This window comes from Pantoea sp. IMH (assembly GCF_000599885.1).
Taxonomy (GTDB): Bacteria; Pseudomonadota; Gammaproteobacteria; order Enterobacterales; family Enterobacteriaceae; genus Erwinia.
The window spans coordinates 452,925-475,610 of the sequence record NZ_JFGT01000002.1; the positions used below are offsets into that span (position 1 = coordinate 452,925).

General features: G+C 54.9%; 18 protein-coding genes. 5 read left to right on the plus strand and 13 right to left on the minus strand.

Going from position 1 to position 22,686, the window contains the following annotated elements; translation table 11 throughout:
- Positions 1-7 precede the first annotated feature (7 nt).
- The 9 genes from EA20_RS0102105 to tssB form a co-directional block, all read right to left on the minus strand.
- Positions 8-2,200, minus strand: a complete 2,193-nt coding sequence (locus EA20_RS0102105) for a M23 family metallopeptidase (RefSeq protein ID WP_024965259.1) — start codon at positions 2,198-2,200, stop codon at positions 8-10.
- A gap of 14 nt (positions 2,201-2,214) precedes the next feature.
- Complete coding sequence (locus EA20_RS0102110; protein WP_024965260.1) at positions 2,215-4,566, minus strand: type VI secretion system Vgr family protein; 2,352 nt, start codon at positions 4,564-4,566, stop codon at positions 2,215-2,217.
- Positions 4,563-7,217 (minus strand): type VI secretion system ATPase TssH, encoded by a 2,655-nt coding sequence (gene tssH, locus EA20_RS0102115; RefSeq protein WP_024965261.1) that lies wholly within the window; start codon positions 7,215-7,217, stop codon positions 4,563-4,565. Before tssH ends, EA20_RS0102110 begins: the two co-directional genes overlap by 4 nt.
- Positions 7,218-7,390: 173 nt before the next feature.
- Positions 7,391-7,882, minus strand: a complete 492-nt coding sequence (gene hcp, locus EA20_RS0102120) for a type VI secretion system effector Hcp (RefSeq protein ID WP_024965262.1) — start codon at positions 7,880-7,882, stop codon at positions 7,391-7,393.
- Between the two features lie 3 nt (positions 7,883-7,885).
- Complete coding sequence (locus EA20_RS0102125; RefSeq protein ID WP_024965263.1) at positions 7,886-9,598, minus strand: OmpA family protein; 1,713 nt, start codon at positions 9,596-9,598, stop codon at positions 7,886-7,888.
- Positions 9,595-10,284 carry a type VI secretion system protein TssL, short form gene (gene tssL, locus EA20_RS0102130; RefSeq protein ID WP_024965264.1) on the minus strand — a complete coding sequence of 230 codons (690 nt, stop codon included), beginning with the start codon at positions 10,282-10,284 and terminating at the stop codon, positions 9,595-9,597. Before tssL ends, EA20_RS0102125 begins: the two co-directional genes overlap by 4 nt.
- A complete protein-coding gene (tssK, locus tag EA20_RS0102135; RefSeq protein WP_024965265.1) occupies positions 10,281-11,621 on the minus strand; it encodes a type VI secretion system baseplate subunit TssK in 1,341 nt (446 codons plus the stop codon). The genes tssL and tssK overlap by 4 nt, the downstream gene beginning before the upstream one ends.
- Positions 11,622-11,638: 17 nt before the next feature.
- A complete protein-coding gene (gene tssC / locus EA20_RS0102140; RefSeq protein WP_024965266.1) occupies positions 11,639-13,186 on the minus strand; it encodes a type VI secretion system contractile sheath large subunit in 1,548 nt (515 codons plus the stop codon).
- Positions 13,187-13,220: 34 nt separating this feature from the next.
- Complete coding sequence (tssB, locus tag EA20_RS0102145; protein WP_024965267.1) at positions 13,221-13,718, minus strand: type VI secretion system contractile sheath small subunit; 498 nt, start codon at positions 13,716-13,718, stop codon at positions 13,221-13,223.
- 1,020 nt (positions 13,719-14,738) lie between these two features.
- On the opposite strand from tssB, the gene EA20_RS0102155 reads away from it, so the two are divergent.
- The 4 genes from EA20_RS0102155 (at position 14,739) to EA20_RS0102175 (ending at position 18,936) form a co-directional block, all read left to right on the plus strand.
- Positions 14,739-15,431, plus strand: a complete 693-nt coding sequence (locus EA20_RS0102155) for a DUF421 domain-containing protein (RefSeq protein ID WP_024965268.1) — start codon at positions 14,739-14,741, stop codon at positions 15,429-15,431.
- 268 nt (positions 15,432-15,699) lie between these two features.
- A complete protein-coding gene (locus tag EA20_RS0102160) occupies positions 15,700-15,912 on the plus strand; it encodes a hypothetical protein (RefSeq protein ID WP_024965269.1) in 213 nt (70 codons plus the stop codon).
- Positions 15,913-16,169: 257 nt separating this feature from the next.
- Complete coding sequence (locus tag EA20_RS0102165) at positions 16,170-17,423, plus strand: mechanosensitive ion channel family protein (protein WP_024965270.1); 1,254 nt, start codon at positions 16,170-16,172, stop codon at positions 17,421-17,423.
- A gap of 286 nt (positions 17,424-17,709) precedes the next feature.
- A complete protein-coding gene (locus EA20_RS0102175; protein WP_024965271.1) occupies positions 17,710-18,936 on the plus strand; it encodes an MFS transporter in 1,227 nt (408 codons plus the stop codon).
- A gap of 177 nt (positions 18,937-19,113) precedes the next feature.
- On the opposite strand, the gene EA20_RS0102180 is transcribed toward EA20_RS0102175, so the two are convergent.
- Positions 19,114-20,016, minus strand: coding sequence for an SMP-30/gluconolactonase/LRE family protein (locus EA20_RS0102180; RefSeq protein WP_024965272.1), 903 nt, complete (start codon positions 20,014-20,016; stop codon positions 19,114-19,116).
- 297 nt (positions 20,017-20,313) lie between these two features.
- On the opposite strand from EA20_RS0102180, the gene EA20_RS20955 reads away from it, so the two are divergent.
- Positions 20,314-20,469, plus strand: coding sequence for a hypothetical protein (locus EA20_RS20955; RefSeq protein ID WP_200868302.1), 156 nt, complete (start codon positions 20,314-20,316; stop codon positions 20,467-20,469).
- Between the two features lie 223 nt (positions 20,470-20,692).
- Here EA20_RS20955 and EA20_RS0102190 read toward each other — a convergent pair whose 3' ends face one another.
- The 3 genes from EA20_RS0102190 to EA20_RS0102200 all read right to left on the minus strand — a co-directional run bounded on the left by EA20_RS0102190 (position 20,693) and on the right by EA20_RS0102200 (position 22,639).
- Entirely contained in the window at positions 20,693-20,980 is a 288-nt protein-coding gene (locus EA20_RS0102190; protein WP_024965274.1) for a hypothetical protein, read from the minus strand.
- 393 nt (positions 20,981-21,373) lie between these two features.
- Positions 21,374-21,844, minus strand: a complete 471-nt coding sequence (locus EA20_RS0102195; RefSeq protein ID WP_024965275.1) for a universal stress protein — start codon at positions 21,842-21,844, stop codon at positions 21,374-21,376.
- Between the two features lie 12 nt (positions 21,845-21,856).
- Positions 21,857-22,639 (minus strand): IclR family transcriptional regulator, encoded by a 783-nt coding sequence (locus EA20_RS0102200; protein ID WP_024965276.1) that lies wholly within the window; start codon positions 22,637-22,639, stop codon positions 21,857-21,859.
- Positions 22,640-22,686: the final 47 nt, after the last annotated feature.

A 22,686-nucleotide genomic window follows, 5' to 3' on the forward strand; every position in this document is an offset into this window, starting at 1 on the left:
AATACCTTTATGATTTTGTTAAGTCCACAACAATACGGGACTTTCCAGTAGGACTTACGCTGACCGTGGTGTTAGTATTTACTTCATCCATCAAATAAAGCCCTATAAATTTTGAGTACGCTTGCCTTTCATAGTATCCATTTGACCCTCCATTAACCAAACGATTAATTAATCCAACATTGTCCGCAGTAAAATCTTCATCTGCGACTCTATTCATTGACGTTTTGTGTTTATAGACTTTTGAAGCCCAATAAAAGCCACCAGAATCACAAGCGTTGTATGAATCTTCAGCCACAATATCGGGATCAAATCTTGGAGACCATCGGAACAAAGTACCACCATCATCGGGATGGGCTGTATAATGAGTTGAGACTGCAGTAAGCCGAGGGGCATCAGGGTGTAATCTATCAGTATATGAGCCTGAGTGATTTGGAAAACTTCGGTATTCACCGTAGGTTTTATACAGTCCAGCCCATGTAAGTTGCATGATCCCTCTACCATAAAAAACAGTATAATACTCTGTGACTGGATTCACTGAGTTATAAAGACCAAACCCCCACTCATGTAATAACCTTCTCCTGCCACCTAAATCTCTCCACTGCGCAGTTTCTAGTAATGTCTGGGGTAAGAAGAATGACATTCTTTTCTTATCCCCTCCAATATATTTTCTAATACTTAAATTCAAAGAGTCATAATGTGACTCAATTCTACTTTTAGCATGGGCATGATTTATTGAATACACGCTTGCAGGCTGCTTTTGAGCAGTTCTTGGGTTACCGCTTGATGAGTAAAATAAATACTTCGGAAATGTAGAAGCTAACTCATCAAGACTCATCCAACTACAATTCCTCAAATGTTCAATAAATGCCTTTGGTTCAAAATGCCCTAACCTTCCACTACTGAATGCTCCAGAATCAAAGCATAACGCTTCTGCATGAGCTTTAAACTTTGCATAATCTTCTTCCATCATCGGAGCATGCTCGTCACTACCCGTTTTCAGCCATGAAAAACGGGTGTCGATCGTACTTTTTTCCCATTCAAACGGGAAATGACAAATCAGCTTCCCACACTGGTTATCGAACTCACCATCCTCCTGAAGTTTCTTGATAGCGGCTGAATTACACTGACTGTCGCTGTCACTATCGTCATCTACCAGCTGCCAGCCCGCCCAGTGAGGGAAATCAGCGTCACTAAATTTTTTGATGCTAGGATCCGCAAGATTTACCACTCCCTTTCCGCCAGGATAATTGACCGTCATCCATAATGGCGCATCTGCCGGCACCAGTGTTTCATGCTCAGTATTGATTACCCGCCCAAAGCGAAGTAATTCGAATCCGGCACTCGGGCTTTCCTTATAATTCCGCATCGCGGTTTTATAGAGATTGTATTCGTAGTCTTTGCCATCAGCATTAACCAGTGGTTCGCCCAGCAGATCATATTTCCCGTCAACCTGCGTATTTTTCTGTCGGGTCAGCATCGTGCAGCTGCCTTGCGCCAGAGTCATGCTGGCATACAGAGGCGCACTGCTGGTATACAGCTCAGAAAGCCCGGTTATGGCGGTACTGTTATTTGCGGGTGCCTTATCATAAAACTTCGTCCCGGCCGGAAGATAAAAATGAATATCCCCATATACGGCATCGGTCCGGCCATCTTTCGACACGTCCAGTTCGCGGCTCTTCCTGCCCGTCAGCTTGCTGATGTTGTCGTCATCACAGAAAATCTGGAAATGGAAGGCATTGACCGCATCGACCATCCCGGAGGTTCCAAGCGGATCTTTCCGGTACACCTTCTCACCGACTTTCACTGTTGATTCAAGCGACTTCAGGTGCATGTAAAGCGAATAAAAGACCACTTTAGCGCCCTCACCACTGCCGATCTCCGTTTCGTGCTTTAGCAGCACGTAGCCATCGTCACTGCCTTTGACATTTGGTTGATCCGCATTGAGGTTCAGCGGTGCCTTATCTCGTTTACCGATGCCTGAACTTTTACGCACGGAAACCGCGATCCCATCCGCAACAGCTCTTACACTCTCAAAAGGCCTGCCGCCATCAGTATGGGCTATGTGGACCCCGCCATGCCATGAGCCATGGCCATTAACCGGGTAATCGCGGCGGTCAACTACGGTCATCACTCTTTCAATCCATGCCGCATCGGTTTCATGGGCATTTTTCGCTTTCAGGAATGGTGGGCTGATAATCATGTTATGACTCCATGTCAGGAAAAGCTGAATTTGCGGGAAGGCTCGGTCGTTTCCAGGGCAATGCTCGGGAATTGTTCGGGGTTATTTGCCTTCCCTTTGCGCCCGTAGAACCCGGCTTTTGTCCGGTACTCACCCAACGTGGCAGATTCGATGCCGTTGGCATCCAGGTTGATATAACTTCCGCCGCCATTGATCACCACACGCTTATTTGCCGTAATGTGGATCTCATCCTCAGTGCTGGTAATACTGAGTTCCCCACGTGCCACCAGTTCCATCAGGTCATTCTGTGCCTGGATTCTCACCGGCCCTTGGTTCGCGATGAGCTTGATCCCCAGCTTACGAACAAACACGCTCAGGGCATTACCCACCCCGATGAACAGATTTTTCACCACGCTGACGTCGGCATTTTTACCGGCCGTAGCTATCAGGTTCTGCCCGGCAGATACCTGCAGATGTTGTCCGCTGGTCAGTGCCATTCCATCCGGCGCGCTGAGCAGCAGCACTGATTTTTTGAGGTCTGTCAGCTGCTGTTCCAGCAGTTTGATCTGCGCCTGGAGATCGGCCGGGTTTGCGGTCGCCTTCTGTGCGTCACCGGAGATGGATGTCATCTGCTCCCGGGCATTACCCAGATTGCTGACCGCTGGCTGCATCTCCAGCACCTGGCCCTGCGCTTTCGTCTGGCCATCAGCACTGATAAACAGCCCTTTCTGCGCCCGGATAGCTCCCCAGCTGTCGGTTCTGAGCTCAAAACCCTCACCGCGCTTCTGCTTTTCAGCATCCACTAAATGACCGAGATTCAGCTGACTTTTGCCGCCGTACTCGGTGCTGACCTTGATATGCTCTTTCCCACGCTCGTCATCGAGGCGGATTTTGTTGTTCGCCGGCGTTCGCAGCACGTTACGTTTGTAGTTGCGGATAGTGACGTGGTCGCCGTGGGCCGAATCGTGCAGCACGCCGGAGATGTACGGCCGGTCCGGGTTGCCATCCTCAAAGCCAATCGCCACTTCGGTGCCCGCCAGCAGCGGCAGGTGCAGGCCATAAGTGTCCCCGGCATACGGCCGTGACTGACGCACCCACAGACTTTCAAACCCGGTTTCCCAGTTATCGCGGTCGAACAGCATACTGACGCGGTAGCGCCCGTCTTTATCGATATGGCCGTAGGTATCGTTTTCAGTGGTGCTGGTGACGCGGGCAGGCAAGGTGCCAGCCATCACCGGGCGTTTGCCGGGCTCAGGACGGAAACCAAAGTCGGTGCTGTCCGGGATGCCGTCGAAGTTGACACCAAAGTCTTCATCACGACGGGCATGGCTGTGCAGGGCGGTGATGACCACGCCATGAGTAAATACCTCCGTCACTTCATATCCGCCGGTGACTTTCAGCACCTGACCGGGGGAGAGCACCGGACAGCTGGTGATGGCACTGATCTGCGTCTGACCATTCAGGTAGCGCTCATGGTGTATGCGGGCATAAAACGCGCCGGACTCCGGGGCCGGATTGCGGTCATACTGACTTCCCGGCGTCAGATAGTTACCGGCGTAATGATAGGCTTCACCGTAAGTGGTGACATCCCCGCGGGTCACATCCACCTGTGCGTTCATCTCCTCCGTGGCCTGGCGATAGTTGTAATCGCGGGTCGTGACCTGCTTCTGCACCACGTTATGATGGCTCTCCATCCCCCAGACCGAATCCACACCTTCTGAATGCTGTCCCGACGGCGGCACCGACGGCAGCGTCAGGCCTCTCTTGTAACCCTGCTGGCTGTCGTAAAATTCCACCACGTCGATGTTCAGGCGCGTATCAGTGGTAAAGCGGAACCAGATACCCACCTCGCCCAGCAGGCGGGTGATAAAGCGCAGGTCGTCCTCGCCGTACTGCATCACCTGCTCACGGCGCGGGTACTCTTTTGAGAGTGAGAACAAAAAATCCTGACCGCGCATGTTGTGACGCTCGCGCAGAATTTTTTCCACGATTTGTGGGACCGACATATCCTGATAAATGGCGTTCTGATGCGAACGGTCAAGCAGCGCCAGGCGTGGCTGGAGCGTCAGGGCATAGTGGGTTTCATCCTTTGAGGTGTTGAGGCGTTCAAAGCCGCTCACCACGCCCTGAAGGGTGCGCACGGCCTGTTGCATTTTGATGCCGTAACCCTGGTCTACCGGGGCCTGCAGCGTCAGGGAAGCCGCTTTCATCAGCATCATTTCTTTGGTGATGGCATGATCAGCGCTTGTGAATTCAATACGGTAACTGAACGGAGTGCTCAGAGCTTCATCGCCTTCAAACGCCAGTACATCGAGTTCTGCTTCACATCCCTTCACCGACAACTGGTGATGGTTGTGGCTGAATCTGATCGGGGGATTACTGCTCATGCATGCACTCCTTGTGTACGGTCAAACTCCAGCCCGATACCCTCTTCCTCACTCCAGCTAAGGCATAGCGCCTGTGGTTTCTGCTTCGCTGCCATATGCGTGAGCAATTGCTGACTCAGCACCGGCAGAATTTGTTGATTCAGCAGGCTGTCGACGTTGCGTGCACCGGTGTCCGGCAGCAGGCAGGCGGCGGTCAGTGCGTCGTACAGACTTTCTTCGATATGCGTGGTCAGGCCGTAGTGACGGTGCAGCCGCTGGCTTACCTGGTCCAGCTTTATCTGCACGATGGTACGCATGGCAACTTCCGCCAGCGGGCGGTAAATCACGGTCTGGAAGCGGGCCAGCAGTGCCGGCTGGAAGTGGTCGCGCAATATCGGGCGCAGCAGTTCGTGCAGGTCTGCTTCAGTGGATTCTGGTTGTTCGTCCAGCAGCTGCATCAGGTGGTCGCTGCCGAGGTTCGAGGTCATCAGGATAACGGTGTTACGGAAGTCGATTTCACGCCCTTCGCCGTCGCGCATAAAGCCCCGGTCGAACACCTGGTAGAACAGGTTCATGACATCACGGTGCGCCTTTTCCACTTCATCGAGCAGCACCACGCTGTACGGACGCTTGCGTACCGCTTCGGTGAGAATGCCGCCCTGGCCGTAGCCGACGTAGCCCGGCGGTGAGCCTTTCAGCTGCGACACCGTGTGCGGCTCCTGGTATTCCGACAGGTTGATGGTGATGAGGGACTTTTCGCCGCCGTACAGCACATCGGCCAGCGCCAGCGCGGTTTCGGTTTTACCCACACCGCTCGGGCCCACCAGCAGGAAGACACCCTGCGGACCATTTTCTGAGGTGAGGCCTGTTTTCGCCGCGCGCAGGCGCTGGGCGATGGCGTTCAGCGCCACGTCCTGGCCCACCACCCGTCTGCCAATTTCATTTTCGAGCGTCAGCAGTTCAGTCTGTTCGTCCTTCATCAGGCTGGAGAGCGGCACGCCGGTCCAGTCGGCAATCACAGTAGCCACGGTACGCACGTCCACATCAACGGAAAGCAGCGGGTTGCTGTGCTGCATGCCGTTCAGCTCCTGTTGCAGCCTGTGCGTCTCACGCTGCCGGGATATGTCCCGGCGGCTTTCCAGCAGTTGTCCGGTGAGTTTCAGCTCCTGACCGTACTGGGTTTCCAGTTCATCCAGTTCGACTATCAGGCGTACTTCTTCCTGTTCAATCGCGGCCAGGCGTTCACCGTGAGACTGATTGCCGACAGCAATATCTTCCAGCAGCGCCTGCTTCTCCATTTCAAGCGAGGTAATCTGCGAGCGCATGCGGGTCAGCGGTTCCGGCAAGGTGTCGAGGCTCATACGCACACGGGCGCTTGCGGTATCCAGCAGGTCAACGGCCTTATCCGGCAGCTGACGGCCGGTCAGATAACGACGGGAAAGAGTGACGGCGGCACGCACCGCACCGTCGGTGATATGAACACCATGATGTTCTGCATAGCGGGATTTCAGCCCCCTGAGCATCAGGCAGGCGGTCTCGTCGTCAGGCTCGTCGACTTTTACCATCTGGAAACGGCGCTCCAGCGCGGCATCACGTTCGAAGTACTGCTTGTATTCCGACCAGGTGGTGGCGGCGATGGTGCGCAGTTCACCGCGGGCGAGTGCCGGTTTCAGCAGGTTAGCCGCATCCGCGCCACCCGCCTGATTGCCCGCGCCGATAATGGTGTGGGCTTCGTCAATAAACAGCAAAACCGGCACCGGTGACTGCTGCACCGCATCGATGACGTTTTTCAGGCGCTGCTCAAACTCGCCTTTCACGCCTGCGCCCGCCTGCAGCAGGCCGAGGTCAAGGGTGCGCAGAATCACCGGCTTGAGAGATTCCGGTACGTTGCCTTCAGCAATACGCAGCGCCAGACCTTCGACCAGCGCAGTTTTACCGACGCCCGGTTCACCGACCAGGATCGGGTTGTTCTTGCGACGTCTTGAGAGAATGTCCACCATCTGGCGTATTTCGGTGTCCCGGCCGAACACCGGATCGATCCTGCCCTCTTTCGCTTTGGCGGTGACGTCGAGGGTGAATTTATCCAGTGCGTTCTGCAGCGCCGGGTTCAGTTCGCCCTCTTTTATTTCCGCGCCGACAGGACGGCCGACAAACTCCACATCCCCGCCATGGCTTTGAGTCAGTTTTGCTTGCTGCTGTACTTCGGGACGTTCGTCCGACTGCGCGTCCAGCAGCGGGCGAAGACGTTCAAGCTGGCTCAGCCCGGGCGTCAGCAGTGGCCAAAGCCCGTCACAGTGAGCAAGTCGCTGGTTTTCCGTCAGCGCCATGAGCAGATGAACACTGCGGATGTACTCTTCTCCTGCCAGCGAAGCCAGCATCCAGGCTTCCTGCATCAGTTTCTGGATATTGGCGGATAACTGCGGGCGGCTGCGCACCGAACGCGGTTGTTTATCCAGCCAGCCAATCAAATCCTGCCACAGCGCATCCATATCCCACTCGTAACGGCGTGCCAGCACCGTCAGGTCACCTTCCCCCTGTTCGAGCAGCTTCAGCAGCCAGTGCTCCGGCAGGATTTCCGCATGGGCGCGGGTCTGGCAGAGCGAAGCCGCGCCTTCCATCGCACGGGCACAGTAAGGGTTCAGACGGCGTAACAGGATGGCTGGATTTTCCATAAATCTCTCTCTTTGTCGGTTCCTGGACACGCTACCGCCCCTCGCTGTTTCCCGTGAAGGGGACCAAAGCGCATACGGCCGGGCAGGCAGTTTGTGGTTTTCTTTGCTGAAAGCCCGCTTCAGACAGGCTCTCAGCAAAAAACTGCGGACAGGAAACCCCGTCCGCATCGGGCTTACGCGGTGGCGCGTTCGTTCCACGAATCGGAATGAATGATGTTGCCGTCTTTATAGGTCCAGGTGATTTTTTCGTAACGCAGCTCGATCTGCTCAAGGTGGTTGTGCTTCTCGTAGGCCGGATCCTTGACGTCATGCATCACCGGATTCACCTTCACCACCTTCACGTTTTCCAGTTTCGTATTGAAATACTCCACTTCCTGGCCGGCATCGTTGATCCTGTACCATTTGAATTCAGCAGACTTCAGGGTCTGACCGGTGGTCACCGCTTTGTAGAGGTAGGGGCTGGAAGAGTCGATTTCCTTGGTAAACTGGAACGGCGTGTGGATACGGGTGCCGGTCAGCTTGCCGGTGTTGTTGTCGGTCGGGATGTACAGCTTGTGCTGCTGGGCCACCACCTCAATGCTGCCTTCACGATCCTGAACGTCCACCGCCCCTTTGATGTCCGCGCCGCCGTCGTCTTTCAGCCAGAGATAAACAGGAATTGCCATGATTTACTTCTCCATTTCTTGAGTGAATGCGTCACTTTTATCCTGTGACGCTTTGGTATCGGGTATCTGACAGGCGTCTGCCTGGGGTACCAGACTGATTTCGACACGCCGGTTTAGCGCACGTCCCTCCGGGGTGTCATTAGTTGCGATCGGACGGCTCTCGCCATAGCCCTGCACCGCAAAACAGCTTTCCGGCACATCGCCGGTGTCACGCATCCAGTCACGTACTGCACCGGCACGCTCAAGAGAGAGCGTCTGGTTCAGCCGTGGATTGCCGGTGTTGTCGGTATGACCGGCGATCACAATCAGCCAGCCGGGTCTGGCTTTGATATCAACAAGGGAGTTAACCAGCATTTTGGTGGAACCGGCCTTCAGCACGGATTTGCCGGAATCGAACAGCGACATGCTGTCGAGGCGGACAATTTTCGCTACCGGTTTGGGTTTCGGCTGTGGTTTGGGCGGCGGTGGCGGCGGAACATACGAGCGAATGGCATCCAGCAACGGCATACGCAGGCGTTCGCCCTGATAAAGGCCCAGGCTCATCCGGATGGGCACACCATTACGTGCCCAGTTATCCAGCTGCGCGGCATCCTCACGCAGAACCGTGACGGCATCGGCTTTCGGGCCGTAATCATCCATCCCGATGCGGCCATAACGGGCAATATCGAAGCTCACACGATGCAGCAGCTGGCGATTGTTCCAGCCACTGCTGAGCAGCGCAGCAATGGCCGCCAGCGTGAAGATCCCGAACGCACAACGCCAGGTTCGCTCACGCGGCGTCAGACCTCGCCCTTCCGGCAGTAGCGGCAGGATAAAATCCGGGAACGGAGAAATAACCGTACTGTCCGTTCCCACCGGCTGCCAGCCAGCTACCTGTTGCATGCCGGTGCAGCGAGACAGCCATGCTGTCCAGACAGAAGAGGCCAGGCTTCCGGCCAGGATCGGTCCCATCCCCCAGAGCAACGCGCCAGGTGCAATGACCGGAACATCGGGGTTCTCATCCATAAACACCGCTTTGACGTGCTGATGGAACCAGCGCATCAGGCTGTTCATCAGCACCTGTTGCTGCATCGCAGGCGCACCACCGGTGCTGACCCATGCGGCAATTGAGCCGGGCGCAGTGGACTCACGCCAGATTCTTACCCCCTCGCCGGGGATCGCCGCCTGCCACAACATATTGCTCATCATTGCGCTGCCTGCCTGTCCATTCAGTATCAGCGGCACAGGATGACCACTCTCCTTACGTAACAGGCTGATTTGCCAGCGCAGAGCCAGCAGGCGGCTGGTAAGCCGCTCGCTGTCAGCGTGCTTCTGCGGACAGACAGTGACCATTACCGATAACTGACGCCCCCATTCCGGGCGCTGCCACAGGAGCTGGCGGGCAACCTGCTCCAGCGTCTGATCGTCTTCAACCCGGATCCAGCAGCCCTGCGAAACATTCAGAACCGGTGACTGTTGTGGCCACGCCAGCGGAAGGTCGCCACAGACCAGCACCACGGGCTGGCGGTATGTCGCCTCCGGGAGGTTATCCAGAGGCAGGATGACCTCATCCTGAACACGACGGCGTGCGATGAATCCGAACGCCGCGATCAGCCCGATAACCGCCAGCAAAATCAGCACGGCAGCCAACCGGGAGACCGGCAGAAAGCCCAGACAGACAACCGCACTGAGCAGGGCGGCCCACAGCGCAAGGCCGCGCTGTTGTGCAGGACTCATTGCACGGCTCCCGGCAGCAGGGTCAGCAGCATCTGATCGAGCCAGTTGTTCAGCCCCCACCACAGGGCGATGAGCACAATTACACTCAGTCCTGTACGCACCGGCCATGATGACAGCCAGCCGCCTATCCGCCAGCCGGCAGGGCTTTCCGCCAGCACCGGTTGGGTCTGGGGGTAGCTGAACGGTGTGACATGTTCATTCAGCGCATTGACGAGTTTCTGACGCGCCGGATCGTTCAGAGAGCGGAAACTGCCGAGGAATCCCAGCATCATCACCCGCTGGAAGCAGGTCATGACAGCGTGGTCAGGCGCCGGTTCACGCAGCACGTCACGCATCCGGTCACACAAGGTGTCACCGGCATCCATGGTGCCGAGGAAATGTCCCTGCAGGGGAATGTCATACCACTGCAGGCAGGCATCATCCTCCACGCCGCGACCTTTGACCGCCTCATCCAGCAGTGCACACTGCGCAGTGAGGATATGCTGGCAGCTGGTTTCATCGAGTTCGCTCGCTTTCAGCTCACGCTGCACACGTTCGACATCAGCGATGCAGCGCTCCCACAGCGTGCGCCCCTCCCCCTCCTGAAAAGTCGGGCCGTGACGCAGGCTGATCACCTGCAGCCAGGTGTCCTGTAACAGGGCATCAATATCAATGGATGCGGCCGCGCCGCGTTTACATTCACTCATGTTCTCAGTACCGCAAAGAGTTCAAGTTCGGGCTCGCCGAGCATGCCCGGCACGTAGAACATGCAGGTGCCGCTCTGGAGCATTTCCGTCGCCAGAGGATGGGAGACATCGAGGCTGAAATATTGATTTTCCAGACGTAGCGGAATGGCGGCTGGGACATGACGCAGCGGCGTCAGTGGCACCCCTACCCGTGAAGAGTTGACGATGCCCCGGACATGATCCGGGCTGCCCACCTTGCACTGACGCGGGAACTGCTCCTGCAGCTGGGCTACCGGCATGGGGGAACGTACGGAGAGATAGTAATCGGCTCCTTCACGCAGGCGCGGATCATGCAGACGGGCCTGCCAGAAGTGGAGACGGGGATCATTTTCAAGCTCGATTGACACCACGCGCGACGGCAGGCTGGCTTCCAGCAGATCACCCAGTAAATCAAACAGCGGCGGGAAGACGTTGTTCAACTGCTCATGCTGCCAGACCGGAATAGCACTCACCTGGTGTTCCAGCGAGAAGGTCAGCAGACTGCCCGCAAGTCGTGCCAGTTCCGGATACAGACGCTCCGGTGGACTTTGCAGATTGCGCTGAAACTGTCCCAGCACCGGCTCGGCGCTGTTCAGGGCATTGAGCAGCCAGAACAGGGAGACGTCGGCCACGGCAAAATCGGCCATGCGCTCGTTACTTTCCCGGCGCATCGCCATCAGGCGGCTCAGACGGGCGCGAAGCTGCGTCATCAACTGTTCCAGCTGGGTTGCCAGCCAGCGGCTGCCCTGAATGGTGAGCAGCGGCGGGAGAAACGTTTCATCCAGTGCCCAGTTGCCTTGCGAATCCTGCTGCAGACGGGCGACCGGACAGGTCAGATAATCGCTGTTGTTCTGATGGGAAAAACGCAGCGTCAGCTCTGGCTGCATCACCGCAATCTGACGGGTGTCTTCTCCAAAGGCGTTGCGGACATCCCGCCAGCGCTGGCGATAGCGAACAGGTCGCTCAGCCACTTCATCGGATTTAAGGCAGTTGCCGCCATTCGCCCGCAGCAGCGGAAGCGCCAGAACCACCACCACTTGCTGTGATTCACTCTCAAGTGCCAGCACCGGCGGCAGGTCATCGGCATTATCCGTGTCGATAAGCGTGCCGTCGGGGAAACGGATGTGCAGATGACGGGCCTGCAGGCGACCCAGCTTCAGAGCATCCGGTTCGAAAGTGGCCTCAATCATCCCCCAGGGATGGGAGAGGCCCAGTCGGGCAATACATTCCGCAGACCAGGCCGCATATGCGGCCTGTTGCTGGAAGTGCTGGGGAGAGACCATAATGCCCCTGCCCCATAACGGTTGTTCCGTTTTCATCGGCTTCCTGCCTCAGGTTACGATTTTGCTTTCGGCATCTGGGAAACCAGTGACAGGTTGACGTCCATCCCTTCCACCTGGAAATGCGGGACGGCAAAGAGCTTCACGCGGAAGAAACCGGGATTGTCTTCAATATCCTCCACCACCACTTTCGCATCACGCAGCGGATGTGATGCCTGCAGATCGTCTCCCGGATCGGTCATTTCCGTCACCAGGCTGCGTACCCAGGTGTTGAGTTCTAACTCCAGCAGACGACGGTCTTTGGTGGTACCGATGTTTTCACGCTGGATCAGCTTCAGGTAGTGCGCGATACGCGACAGCAGGAAGATGTACGGCAGGCGGGCGTTGATGCGGCTGTTAGCCGTGGCATCCGCCGTCTCATACTGCGCGGGTTTTTGCGTGGAGTTCGCCGAGAAGAAACAGGCGTAGTCGCGGTTTTTGTAATAGGACAGCGGAATGAAGCCGAGGCTGGCGAACTCAAACTCGCGGGTTTCCGGGATCATCACCTCTGACGGGATTTTCACCTGATTGCCGGTGCCGAGATCGTACAGATGGATCGGCAGATCCTGCACCGCCCCGCCGGCCTGCGGGCCACGGATTTGCACGCACCAGCCGTTGTTGATGAAGCTTTTCACCATGTTGGCGGCAAAGGCAAAAGAGGCGTTGGTCCACAGGTATTTATCGTGGTCGGGGCCTTTCACTTCTTCTACGTAGTTGAAGCTGCGCACCGGCACGGTGTCCGGCCCATAGGGCAGACGACCCAGCACGCGCGGCATCACCAGGCCGATGTAACGGGAATCGTCGGTTTCCCGGAAGGCCTTCCATTTGATGTATTCCGCGCGGTCAAAGTAGCTGCCGATATCCTTAATGGCAGCGACCTCCTCCATCGACTCCTTCAGGAAAAACTGCGGGCCCGCCGAGCCGATAAACGGCATATGCGCGGCGGCAGAAACCCGGGAGATATTGCGCAGCAGCGCCACATCCTGCGCCGAGGCGTCAAACTCGTAAGCAGAAATCAGCGCGGCGATCGGCTCGCCGCCGGGGCTGTCGTATTCCGCCGTGTAGGTGTGCTGGTATAACCCACTCTGAATAATCTCCGGAACGTCCTCAAAATCCTGACGCAAATCCTCTTTGGAGAGGTCAAGCAGTTCGATTTTGACGTTCTGACGGAAGTCGGTTTTATCCACCAGCGACTTCAGCCCGCGCCATAAAGACTCAACCTGCTGAAACTGCTCATGATGCATCACCGCATCCAGCTGGCGGCCAATCTCGTAGTCAAGCTCCGCGATATGGTGATCGATCAGCGTCTTGTCCAGCCGACCGACTTCTGAGCCCGATTTCGCCAGGCACTCCAGAAACACCTGCATACCCGCCGTCAGACGTTCACCGGCGGTGGCGTCAGCCATCGCCTGGCTGTCCTGCCAGCTCTCCAGCGCGCTGAGTTCAGAGACCGGGCTGAGGTTAATTTTTTCAAACAGCGAGGCATACACACTTCCTGCCGCCGGGCGTTCCGTTACGGCATGTTCACCGGCAACGGCGTGTTCACTTTGTACAGACATCAGCATTTTCTCCGGGTTAATCCATTAAACGTCAGGGACGTCAGTCCTGTTTTGCCGCCAGCGCCGACAGCTCGGCCCTGAGTTCAGCGCTGAGCGCCGGATCAAGCAGAATTTTTTCAAGCCCCTTACGGAAGGTGGCGTTATCCAGCAGATTGGCCTTCAGGTCGCGAAGCAGATTGCGCATCGCCAGCATCGCTTTCAGCTGGGGTAACTGACGCGCCACCTGTTCCGGCTCAAAGTCCTTCATTTCACGGAAAGTGAGGCTGACGTTTTCTTCGCTGCCGTCACCGGCCAGGGTATTTTCAACGGAAAGGTTAAGCGCGGGAGAGAAGCCGGACAGCACGCTGTTAAAATTGTTTTTATTAACGTTAACCGGCTCGCGCTCTGAGAGCGGACGCTGTTCGGCGCCGTTGCTGTAATCCCCCACCACCAGTAACTTGAGGGGCAGTTCAACTTTTTTCTGCGCACCGCCGGTGTGCAGATTGAGCTGAATATTAACGCGCGCTTTGGGGATTTCGGACTGATAGGAAGTAGACATGGCTGTCCCTGTTCTTGAGGAAAAGAAAAAGGTCACTGCCAGTAAATTAATAAGAAAGGCTTATCCTGCCCAGACAACATCCCTGCTGTGGTCATCAGACGTAAAGCAAAACCGGGTTCAAAAGCGAGCGCATTCCATTCACTGGCAAATTTGACACGTTATTTTTTTGGCCCTGAACTGAACCATATGCAATCAGACAGGCACCTGTGGAAGGAGTGTAAAAACCTTTCTGGCGTAAGGGGAAATTAAAATATGTAACAAAATATGATGATGGATTTATTTAACAAAATGAGATCACCCCCTTGATTAAAAAGAATTTTCTTAATTTAACCGAAAAGTCTTACAAAACAAGGGCGCACATAAAACGATCAAATCCATTAAAGGTGTTGAATTAAACAAATTATTATCATCGAGGTGAAAAATCTATATTTTTTATTTTTGCAGTGATTTTACAGCCGATTATTAATCAAAAATATTTATATACAGCGTTCCTTCGCAGCGAAAAAATCTTTTAACCATTATAAATTTACTTAATCTGTTTTTGCTAAAAAAAGCCAATAACTGACAACTGAAGTTCTGATATTTTCCGTTATCCGGACGGAGCAAAGTCTTTTTATGCACAGCATCCATCTTTTATGCGATGTGAGGCTGAGGAATAAAAAACGGGAATGTAACGGAAAGTAGCGGCCAGATTTTTCTCAGTAGCAGAACAGGCTCCCGGCTGATCGGGTCATAAGGCGTGCGGTAAAAGCCCAGCCTCAGTACATAGCATTCAGGCTCAGGGAAGCGCTCAAGCATATTACCTGCCGATCGCGACAACCGCAGCCCGAGTGACAGGCTCCCCTTAGCCACAAAAAACAGGGTCGCGCATTAAAAAGATGCGCTTCCATCACGACCTGACGTCATGATCGCTCATGATTTCTCCGCTTTCCTCTTGTGACCTCGTTGACAGTTCTCAGGCCTGATTTTATTCTGCGCTTCTTTTCTGACGTATTCAGGTCGCAAACTGGAGCTTTCCCCATGGTCAACGTTGACTGGCAGCGTTTTTTTCTGAACGACCTCCCCATTTCGTTTCTGGGTGAAGTTGCCGTACGCGTCCTTTTCGCTTATATCATCGTTTTTTCGTTTCTGAAAATATCCGGCAGGCGCGGTATCAGGCAGCTTTCGCTGTTTGAACTGGTCATTATTCTTACGCTGGGCTCCGCTTCCGGCGATGTTACTTTTTACGACGACGTGCCGGTGCTGCCGGTCGCGATGGTATTTGTCGTTTTGCTGCTGCTTTACCGGTTCACCACTTATGTTATGGCCCGGAGTCCGCGTTTTTCAAACTGGGTGGAAGGCGAGGTGATTACGCTAATCAAAGACGGATTGTATGAACTGGAGAGCCTGCGCGGCCTCAACATTTCAGAAGATGAGTTTTTTATGGAGCTTCGTCAGGACGGTATTGAGCATCTCGGTCAGGTCCGGCTGGCGCTGGTCGAACTTGATGGACAGATAAGTACCTTTCTCTACGATCATGCCGATGTCCGGCCTGGTCTTTCCGTACTGCCGCCGCCCCACCGGGCAGACTTTTCCCGCGTCCCCCTGACCGGCACCTATGCCTGTAACCATTGTGGGCAGACGCAGGAGATTACCCACGACTGCACGCATACCTGCCCGCGCTGTCAGGGAGAAACCTGGTCAGTTGCGCTCTCTACCACCCGGCCACGGTAATGCGAACGCAGGCGGCGTAACGATTATCCAGCATAAAATTACCGCCGCCTGATATTTTACCGGAACGATAGATTCGTCAACGCGCGCCCATGCCGGTTAACTCGCGGCAGGGCATCCGGTCCCGTCCTCTGACAGCCAGGCCTTTACTGCGTAGATGCCCGCATAAAATATCCTAAATTACCCTACTAATTTTGCTGTATTCCGCGGATTGCTTTCTGACCGTTCGCCTAAGCTGGCAGGCAGTTATCATTTAAGGAGTGAAGCCCCCATGCCAGACAAAGACCCTATCGTTGAACGCCTCACTGTGGAATTACTCGCGCTCAGGCATATCGTGCAAATGCTGATTGCCTATGGCAACGTGCCAACCGGCGGCAAGCTGAATAAATATCTTGAAAAAGTGGCTGACGATACGGAACATCGTGACGAACGTCACGGTAATAAAGCCGTGGCGGAAGCTATCCGCAGTTATATCCAGAAGTAACCAAAACCCGGTCCGGCGCTGAAAGCGCATTTTGCATCAGGCGGAATCGGGTTTCTCAATGCGTCGCGCTTCTTTTTTTGCGGGATGACGCGTAAAGAGTGTTATCACCGATTTGATCTGCCATGCCGCTGCACGTATGCTTCTCCTGCCCTGTATCCCTGCCAGCCTGAACAGGGATAAGTGGATAATGATGTGCGTCTCTTCTCAGGATGAGAAGCGTACATCGGATTAGCGTAAATAAAATGGAATACTTTCTGATGCACCAGCTGCTTATTGAATGGTTTACCGCCTTCAACCTTCCCTATGCGCCACTCATTGCCAAGTTTGCCCTTATCGGCATAATCCTGGTTATCTCCCTGATCGTACACGCCCTGCTGCATCATGCCGTGCTGCCTTTTTTGCGCCGCTATGCCAATAAGTCGTCGCGTCAGTGGCCGAAGTCGATTATCGACAGAAATCTTTTCAGCCGCTTCGCGCTGCTGGTCCAGGGCATTTTGCTGCAGTTACAGATTGAACTGTTTCTGACCGGCATTGAGCCGCTCTATGCTGTGATGATGGTATTCAGCCAGGTGTGGATGATGATCTTCAGCCTGCTGATGTTCTTTTCTCTGCTGGATGTCTTCCTGGAACTCTCCGATAAAAGCGCGCTGGCCCACCAGCTTCCGCTGCGGGGCATATTGCAGAGCCTGAAGCTGATCGCTGCACTGCTGGTCACGCTGATGATTATCTCGGTGCTGATCGGCAAGTCACCGCTGGTGCTGCTCACCGGTCTGGGCGCCATGACGGCGGTGCTGATGCTGGTGTTTAAAGATCCTATCCTCGGCCTTGTTGCCGGCATACAGCTTTCGGCCAATGACATGCTGAAGCTGGGCGACTGGCTGGATATGCCGAAATATGGTGCGGACGGCGACGTTATCGACATTGGTCTGACGACCGTTAAAGTCCGCAACTGGGATAAAACTATTACCACCATTCCCACCTACGCGCTGATTTCCGACTCGTTTAAAAACTGGCGTGGGATGTCTGAGTCTGGCGGGCGGCGCATCAAGCGCAGCATTAATATTGATACCACCAGCATCCATTTTCTTTCTGACGAGGAGATCGCCGCGCTGAAACGTGCGCATTTCCTGACACCTTATCTTGAAGGTAAAACGCAGGAAGTGACCGCCTATAATGCGCAGCTTCAGTGCGATACGAGCACGCCGCTGAATGGCCGACATATGACCAATATCGGCACTTTTCGCGCCTGGCTCGACGCCTGGCTGCAGTCACATCCTCAGATCCATAAAGGGATGACGCTGATGGTTCGTCAACTGGCACCGGGTCCGGACGGCTTGCCGATCGAGATTTACGCCTTTACCACGACGACCGCCTGGCTGGAGTATGAAAAAATTCAGGCGGATATTTTCGACCATATCTTTGCCGTCCTGCCAGAATTTGGTCTGCGTGTTCATCAGACGCCAACCGGAAATGATATGCGCAATATGCGCATCGCCGTTTCCGATAAGTAACAGACAGAAGGCCGTCAGCGCTGGCGGCCTCTTATGTTAACCTTTACTTCCTGGCTGGTCTTCAACCTCCCCTTCACCGCCTTCTTTTTCTGTTCTCTTCTTTCATGTAATCCGGACGCGTGACACGCCCGCATAAAGGGCTTTTGCACCTTTTGTCCGGTCATTCATACCTCCCTGACGGCAGTTCATTCCGTACTGGCGGCAGTTCATGCCTTAATCCCCCCGCGCGATAAAGCCTGCCCCTATGATGTGCTCAATCACTTAAACCTTCTCCGGGAGCATCCCAATGAGCACACAACCTCTCAGCCCCAGCGTCAACCGTACCCGCTGGCTAACCCTGGTCGGGACTATCATTACGCAGTTTGCCCTTGGCTCTGTTTATACCTGGAGTCTGTTTAACGGGCAGCTTTCCCATAAGCTGGCGGCCTCGGTGAGCGAGGTTGCGTTTTCGTTTGGGCTGCTCAGCCTGGGGCTGGCGATTGCCTCTTCGCTGGCGGGCAAACTTCAGGAACGGTTCGGCGTGCGTAATGTGACTATCGGCGCAGGCGTACTGATGGCCGTGGGATTTTTCCTCACCGCCCATTCAGAAAACCTGTTTATGCTTTATCTCAGCGCGGGCGTACTGGTTGGGCTGGCGGACGGCGCAGGCTATCTGATGACGCTTTCCAACTGCGTGAAATGGTTTCCTGAGCGCAAAGGCGTCATTTCCGCCTGCGCGATTGGCGCCTACGGCCTCGGCAGCCTGGGCTTCAAATTTATCTGCAGCTACCTGCTTAGCGAGAACAGTCTCGAAACCACCTTTATGATCTGGGGTGGACTGGCAATGATTATGATTATCGCCGGTGCGCTTCTGATGAAAGATGCGCCACAGCAGCAGCCAACCCGGACTGATTCAGTTAGCCAGGCCCGCGATTTTTCCCTGACGGAAGCCGTTCGTCTGCCTCAGTACTGGATGCTGGCGCTGATGTTTCTGACTGCCTGTATGAGTGGTCTTTACGTGATAGGCGTCGCCAAGGATATCGGGGAAGGCCTGGTGCATCTTTCCGCGCAGACCGCCGCGAATGCCGTCACCATTATTGCGATAGCCAATCTCAGCGGCCGCCTTATCCTTGGCGTGCTCTCTGATAAAATCGCCCGCATCCGGGTGATTACGCTGGCGCAGAGCGTTTCGCTGGTAGGGATGGGCATTCTGCTCTTCACCCAGATGAACGAAACCACTTTCTTTATCTCTATCGCCTGCGTGGCCTTCAGCTTCGGCGGCACCATCACCGTTTATCCTTCACTGGTCAGCGACTTTTTTGGCCTGAATAACCTGACGAAAAATTACGGCTTGATTTATCTGGGCTTCGGGATTGGCAGCGTAATGGGTTCCCTGATCGCTTCACTGTTCGGCGGCTTTACCGTCACATTCAGCCTGATTACCGCCCTGCTGGTCATCTCACTGATTATGTCTGCCACTATCCGCCTGCCGAATGCGCTGCGGGAAGGTAAAAAAACGCTGCAGCACGCCTGAGTTAAGCGGCCAGCCAGAAGGCACATCGACAGCACAATCGGCGGATCACGCCAGAGTAAATAAATCGTCCCGCAACCTTAATGGCGCGGGACGATTTTTTTGCGGCCAGGCCACAGGCCTGAGATGTCGTGGCCGGATAGCATGTGATTATGCCTGGCCGCCGCAGGTCGCTTCTGTTTACCGCTGGTTGTGGTCAGCCTTTCTGGCGCTGAAAACAGGCTCAGGCAATCCGGCTACCGCAACGCGGACCGCAAAAACATCGCCAGACTGAGGGTAGGCCGCCAACTCTTCAGCGCTACGATCCTCACGGGAACTGGTAATGTAGAGCGTTTTGAGATCGTCGCCGCCGAACGCCACCATGGTGGGCCAGCGAACCGGAAGAGGAATTTCGTCAACGATTTCACCGTTTGAGGGATCAAGGCGGATCACGCGCGAACCGTCGAACATCGCTGACCAGTAGTATCCCTCACTGTCTACCGCCGCACCGTCCGGCAGGCCACCTTCGGCCTGTACAAAGCGGCGCACCACTTCCCGTTGACCGATCTCACCGTTGTCGTCGACAGGATAGCGATACAGTACGCCATTCGGCGTGTCAGAGTGATACATCCAGCGGTCATCGGGTGAGAAAGCCAGCCCGTTGGAGATCATGATGTCCCGTTCCTGCACTGTCAGGTTCAGTGCCGCATCCAGCCTGCATAGCACGGCACCATTACGATCCTGCGGTTCCCAGAGGCTGCCGCACCAGAAGCGGCCACGACGATCCACACGCCCATCATTAAACCGGCTGCGGGGCGCATCGCCTGGGTTGGGTGCTATGCGCTGCGCGATCTGGCCTGTGGCATCGAGCATACAGACGCCGCTGCGCAATGCCGCCACGAAGCCGCCCTCTTCATTAAGCCCAAAACAGCCTATATGTTCAGCCACCGGCAACACCCGGTGCTCGCCCGTTTTGGGATCGAAACGATGCAGCGCTGGTGCGAGGATATCAACAAACCAGAGTACCTGTTCGCTGACCGACCAGACCGGGCATTCTCCCAGTTCCGCCTGGGCAGCCAGAACGTTTTCTACCTGATAGCGCATAATATCTCCTTAAATAAAACGTACGCTTAGTTTACGACATAATTGCCGTTCTGCCGTCGTAAAGTGCAAGTGATTCGTATTAGCGTTCGTTGTCCCAACCTCCTCTTTAAGAAGATTCTTCAGGATATAGCTTTTTTTTCATCATTATCTTATTTATGATAGCGCCCACGTGCAGTCAGGTTGTGCGTGCAGAATTATTTTGAAATGACTTCGCGAATATCTCTACATAACACGCATTATTCCTCCACTTTTGTTTTGTAAGGTTGACCCCATTAAGAAAGTGAAGGAGTTGTGGCTATGAAAAAAACCGTAAAATATGTTTCAGTTCTCGGCGTAATGCTGCTACTGAGCGGCTGTATCGTTCACGATGGTCATCGTGGCAACGGCTACCACGGCGGCGGGCACCACAGCGGACATCATCACGGTGCGGGCTGGCATCACGGGCACCGGTAAGAAATTTACCCCGATAATATGGGCCGCAACCGGCGAAAGCGTAGGATTTCGGTGAAGCTTAATTTCACGGCTGAAGAATACGTAAAACGCCAGCGTTGTCACCGTTGAGGGGTAGACAGGAAGCGGACCTAAAGTCAGCTTCTGGCGGGCAAAGCCTGCACACAGCAATATAAAAATAAATAAGCACTACTCTTCAGGCGGGATAACTCCCGCCTTTTTATTTCTAGCTTTTAATCGCGTAATTACACTGATACCAGACCTTCATCAACCCGGGCAGCCGGCTTTCATGTGGGCTAATAAGCTCTGCTTTGTCAAATCCCCGTTCCGCACAGTAGCGCTCCGCCTCATTTTCCATCGCCGTTTTATTTACGGTGTCGGGATTAAAACGATACTGAACGGTATTTACTGCTGGATCTTCATCCACCTTTTCAAAGGCGCCAGGCTTACCTGACGTGCAACCAGCAATTAATAGTACGGCCAGCGCCATAAGGCCGGTCTTTCTTTTTTTCATATTCAACGTCTCCTCCGGTGCAGGATAATATCAATTCAGGCGCGCCACACTATCGGAAAAAAACGATTTGCACAGACTTTACGTCGTTATTGCATCTTTTTACCGATTGATTCAATTCAGAATGCCGTCTGGCAATAGCAGAACAGGAGTGCGACTATGCGGTCAGGCAAAGCGATTTGTCTGCACCACACCAGGATTTAATTTAAAATAACAATATGTTATGCCCGCGGCGAGCGGGCTTTTTTTTGCATTGTGTTGCTGCGACGCGGCGATCATACCCACCTGCTCCGATGAATAATTAGCCGGAAGTGCCAGCCCGACGCAGAATGTGCGTCAGGCTTTGCCTGACAGGATCAAGCGGGCGCGATGCTCATCAGCCGCTAAGCTCGCTCATTACGCCGTTTTCACCTGCTTTACGTCTCTTACATCCACCAGAACCGGACAGCTGGCCCGTTCAATAACGGCGGCGCTGACCGATCCTTTCAGAAGACGGTTAAAGGAAGAGAGATGGCGGCGCCCCATCACGATCATTGTCGCGTTTACCTCGTTAGCCTGAGCGACGATCGTTTGCGCAGACTCGCCAGCCACTACGCGGCCTGTTGCCCGGACGCCATGCGCATGGAGCACCGAGAGAGCCATACGCACTGCGGCCTCTGCCGTGTTCTGCTCATCCAGCGCGGCGCCAAAGTCGCCGGGATCCTCCCCCGCCTCGATGATCAACGTACTGCCCGGCCCGGCATAGCTGGCGTCAACGCAGCATAAGACCACCACATCGGCATTCTGCGCCAGAGCCTGCTCGCTGGCGAGCTGGGTTACCTTACGGGCAATCAGTGAGTTGTCCACCGCCACTAAAAGCGTACTCATTTCCCTCTCCTCTCAGTCACGAAGGGCCGCCTTACCAATCTCGTCAACCAGCCCCTCTTTGCATTTCAGAATCGCATCCCGGAAGCGCGCTTCATGCTTCTGAAAACGGGTTGAGGGCACAAGAAGACTGATGGAATAACGTCCCAGAATGGTATCAATCGCTACCGCCATGGTAGAGATCCCTTCCAGCGTTTCTCCCCGATCGTATGAAATCCCGGTACGTCTGATCGCCTTCAGGCTTGCCAGCAGTTCCGGAAATGTTTTGATGGTCAGATCGGTCATCGCTTCATAGGCGTCGCCCACCAGCGCCCTGGCGGCCTCATCGCTGTCCAGCGCCATCAGCGCTTTACCGCCCGAGGTGCTGTAAAGCGGTAAATTCATGCCGATACGGGGCACCACACGAAGTTCCCGATCGGCAACGACGCAGTGGACAATCGCCAGTTGAAGCCCGCTGGCGCGGGCCAGCGATACGGTTTCCCCGGTAGCATCGCACAGGGATTGCAGCCAGGGCTGAGCAATCGCGACCACATCGGTGTGCACCGTCGCGATCAGACGAAGCAGCGCCGGCCCAAGGCGTACGCCGCCAGCGCCCTGAACCCGCACCAGCTGGACCGAATCCAGCGCGCTAACGATACGCTGCACGGTAGAACGCGGTAAGGCAACCGCCTGAGCAATCTCGCCCAGACTCATCCCGTTTGGACATTCGCCAAGCGCATTAAGTATCTTCGCTGCCCGTGCGATCACCTGGATGCCACCAGAACGTTCATCGTCACGCAGCGCTGAGGGATCGGACATAGGCGCTCCTTCCTTGTTAGATGCCGCTACTTTAGCACTTTTTACCC

What these genes read in the sequence shown, in the direction of transcription:
- EA20_RS0102105 (WP_024965259.1), bottom strand. Translation starts at nt 2,200, where the DNA reads ATGATTATCAGCCCACCATTCCTGAAAGCGAAAAATGCCCATGAAACC.
- EA20_RS0102110 (WP_024965260.1), bottom strand. Translation starts at nt 4,566, where the DNA reads ATGAGCAGTAATCCCCCGATCAGATTCAGCCACAACCATCACCAGTTG.
- tssH (WP_024965261.1), bottom strand. Translation starts at nt 7,217, where the DNA reads ATGGAAAATCCAGCCATCCTGTTACGCCGTCTGAACCCTTACTGTGCC.
- hcp (WP_024965262.1), bottom strand. Translation starts at nt 7,882, where the DNA reads ATGGCAATTCCTGTTTATCTCTGGCTGAAAGACGACGGCGGCGCGGAC.
- EA20_RS0102125 (WP_024965263.1), bottom strand. Translation starts at nt 9,598, where the DNA reads ATGAGTCCTGCACAACAGCGCGGCCTTGCGCTGTGGGCCGCCCTGCTC.
- tssL (WP_024965264.1), bottom strand. Translation starts at nt 10,284, where the DNA reads ATGAGTGAATGTAAACGCGGCGCGGCCGCATCCATTGATATTGATGCC.
- tssK (WP_024965265.1), bottom strand. Translation starts at nt 11,621, where the DNA reads ATGAAAACGGAACAACCGTTATGGGGCAGGGGCATTATGGTCTCTCCC.
- tssC (WP_024965266.1), bottom strand. Translation starts at nt 13,186, where the DNA reads ATGCTGATGTCTGTACAAAGTGAACACGCCGTTGCCGGTGAACATGCC.
- tssB (WP_024965267.1), bottom strand. Translation starts at nt 13,718, where the DNA reads ATGTCTACTTCCTATCAGTCCGAAATCCCCAAAGCGCGCGTTAATATT.
- EA20_RS0102155 (WP_024965268.1), top strand. Translation starts at nt 14,739, where the DNA reads ATGGTCAACGTTGACTGGCAGCGTTTTTTTCTGAACGACCTCCCCATT.
- EA20_RS0102160 (WP_024965269.1), top strand. Translation starts at nt 15,700, where the DNA reads ATGCCAGACAAAGACCCTATCGTTGAACGCCTCACTGTGGAATTACTC.
- EA20_RS0102165 (WP_024965270.1), top strand. Translation starts at nt 16,170, where the DNA reads ATGCACCAGCTGCTTATTGAATGGTTTACCGCCTTCAACCTTCCCTAT.
- EA20_RS0102175 (WP_024965271.1), top strand. Translation starts at nt 17,710, where the DNA reads ATGAGCACACAACCTCTCAGCCCCAGCGTCAACCGTACCCGCTGGCTA.
- EA20_RS0102180 (WP_024965272.1), bottom strand. Translation starts at nt 20,016, where the DNA reads ATGCGCTATCAGGTAGAAAACGTTCTGGCTGCCCAGGCGGAACTGGGA.
- EA20_RS20955 (WP_200868302.1), top strand. Translation starts at nt 20,314, where the DNA reads ATGAAAAAAACCGTAAAATATGTTTCAGTTCTCGGCGTAATGCTGCTA.
- EA20_RS0102190 (WP_024965274.1), bottom strand. Translation starts at nt 20,980, where the DNA reads ATGAAAAAAAGAAAGACCGGCCTTATGGCGCTGGCCGTACTATTAATT.
- EA20_RS0102195 (WP_024965275.1), bottom strand. Translation starts at nt 21,844, where the DNA reads ATGAGTACGCTTTTAGTGGCGGTGGACAACTCACTGATTGCCCGTAAG.
- EA20_RS0102200 (WP_024965276.1), bottom strand. Translation starts at nt 22,639, where the DNA reads ATGTCCGATCCCTCAGCGCTGCGTGACGATGAACGTTCTGGTGGCATC.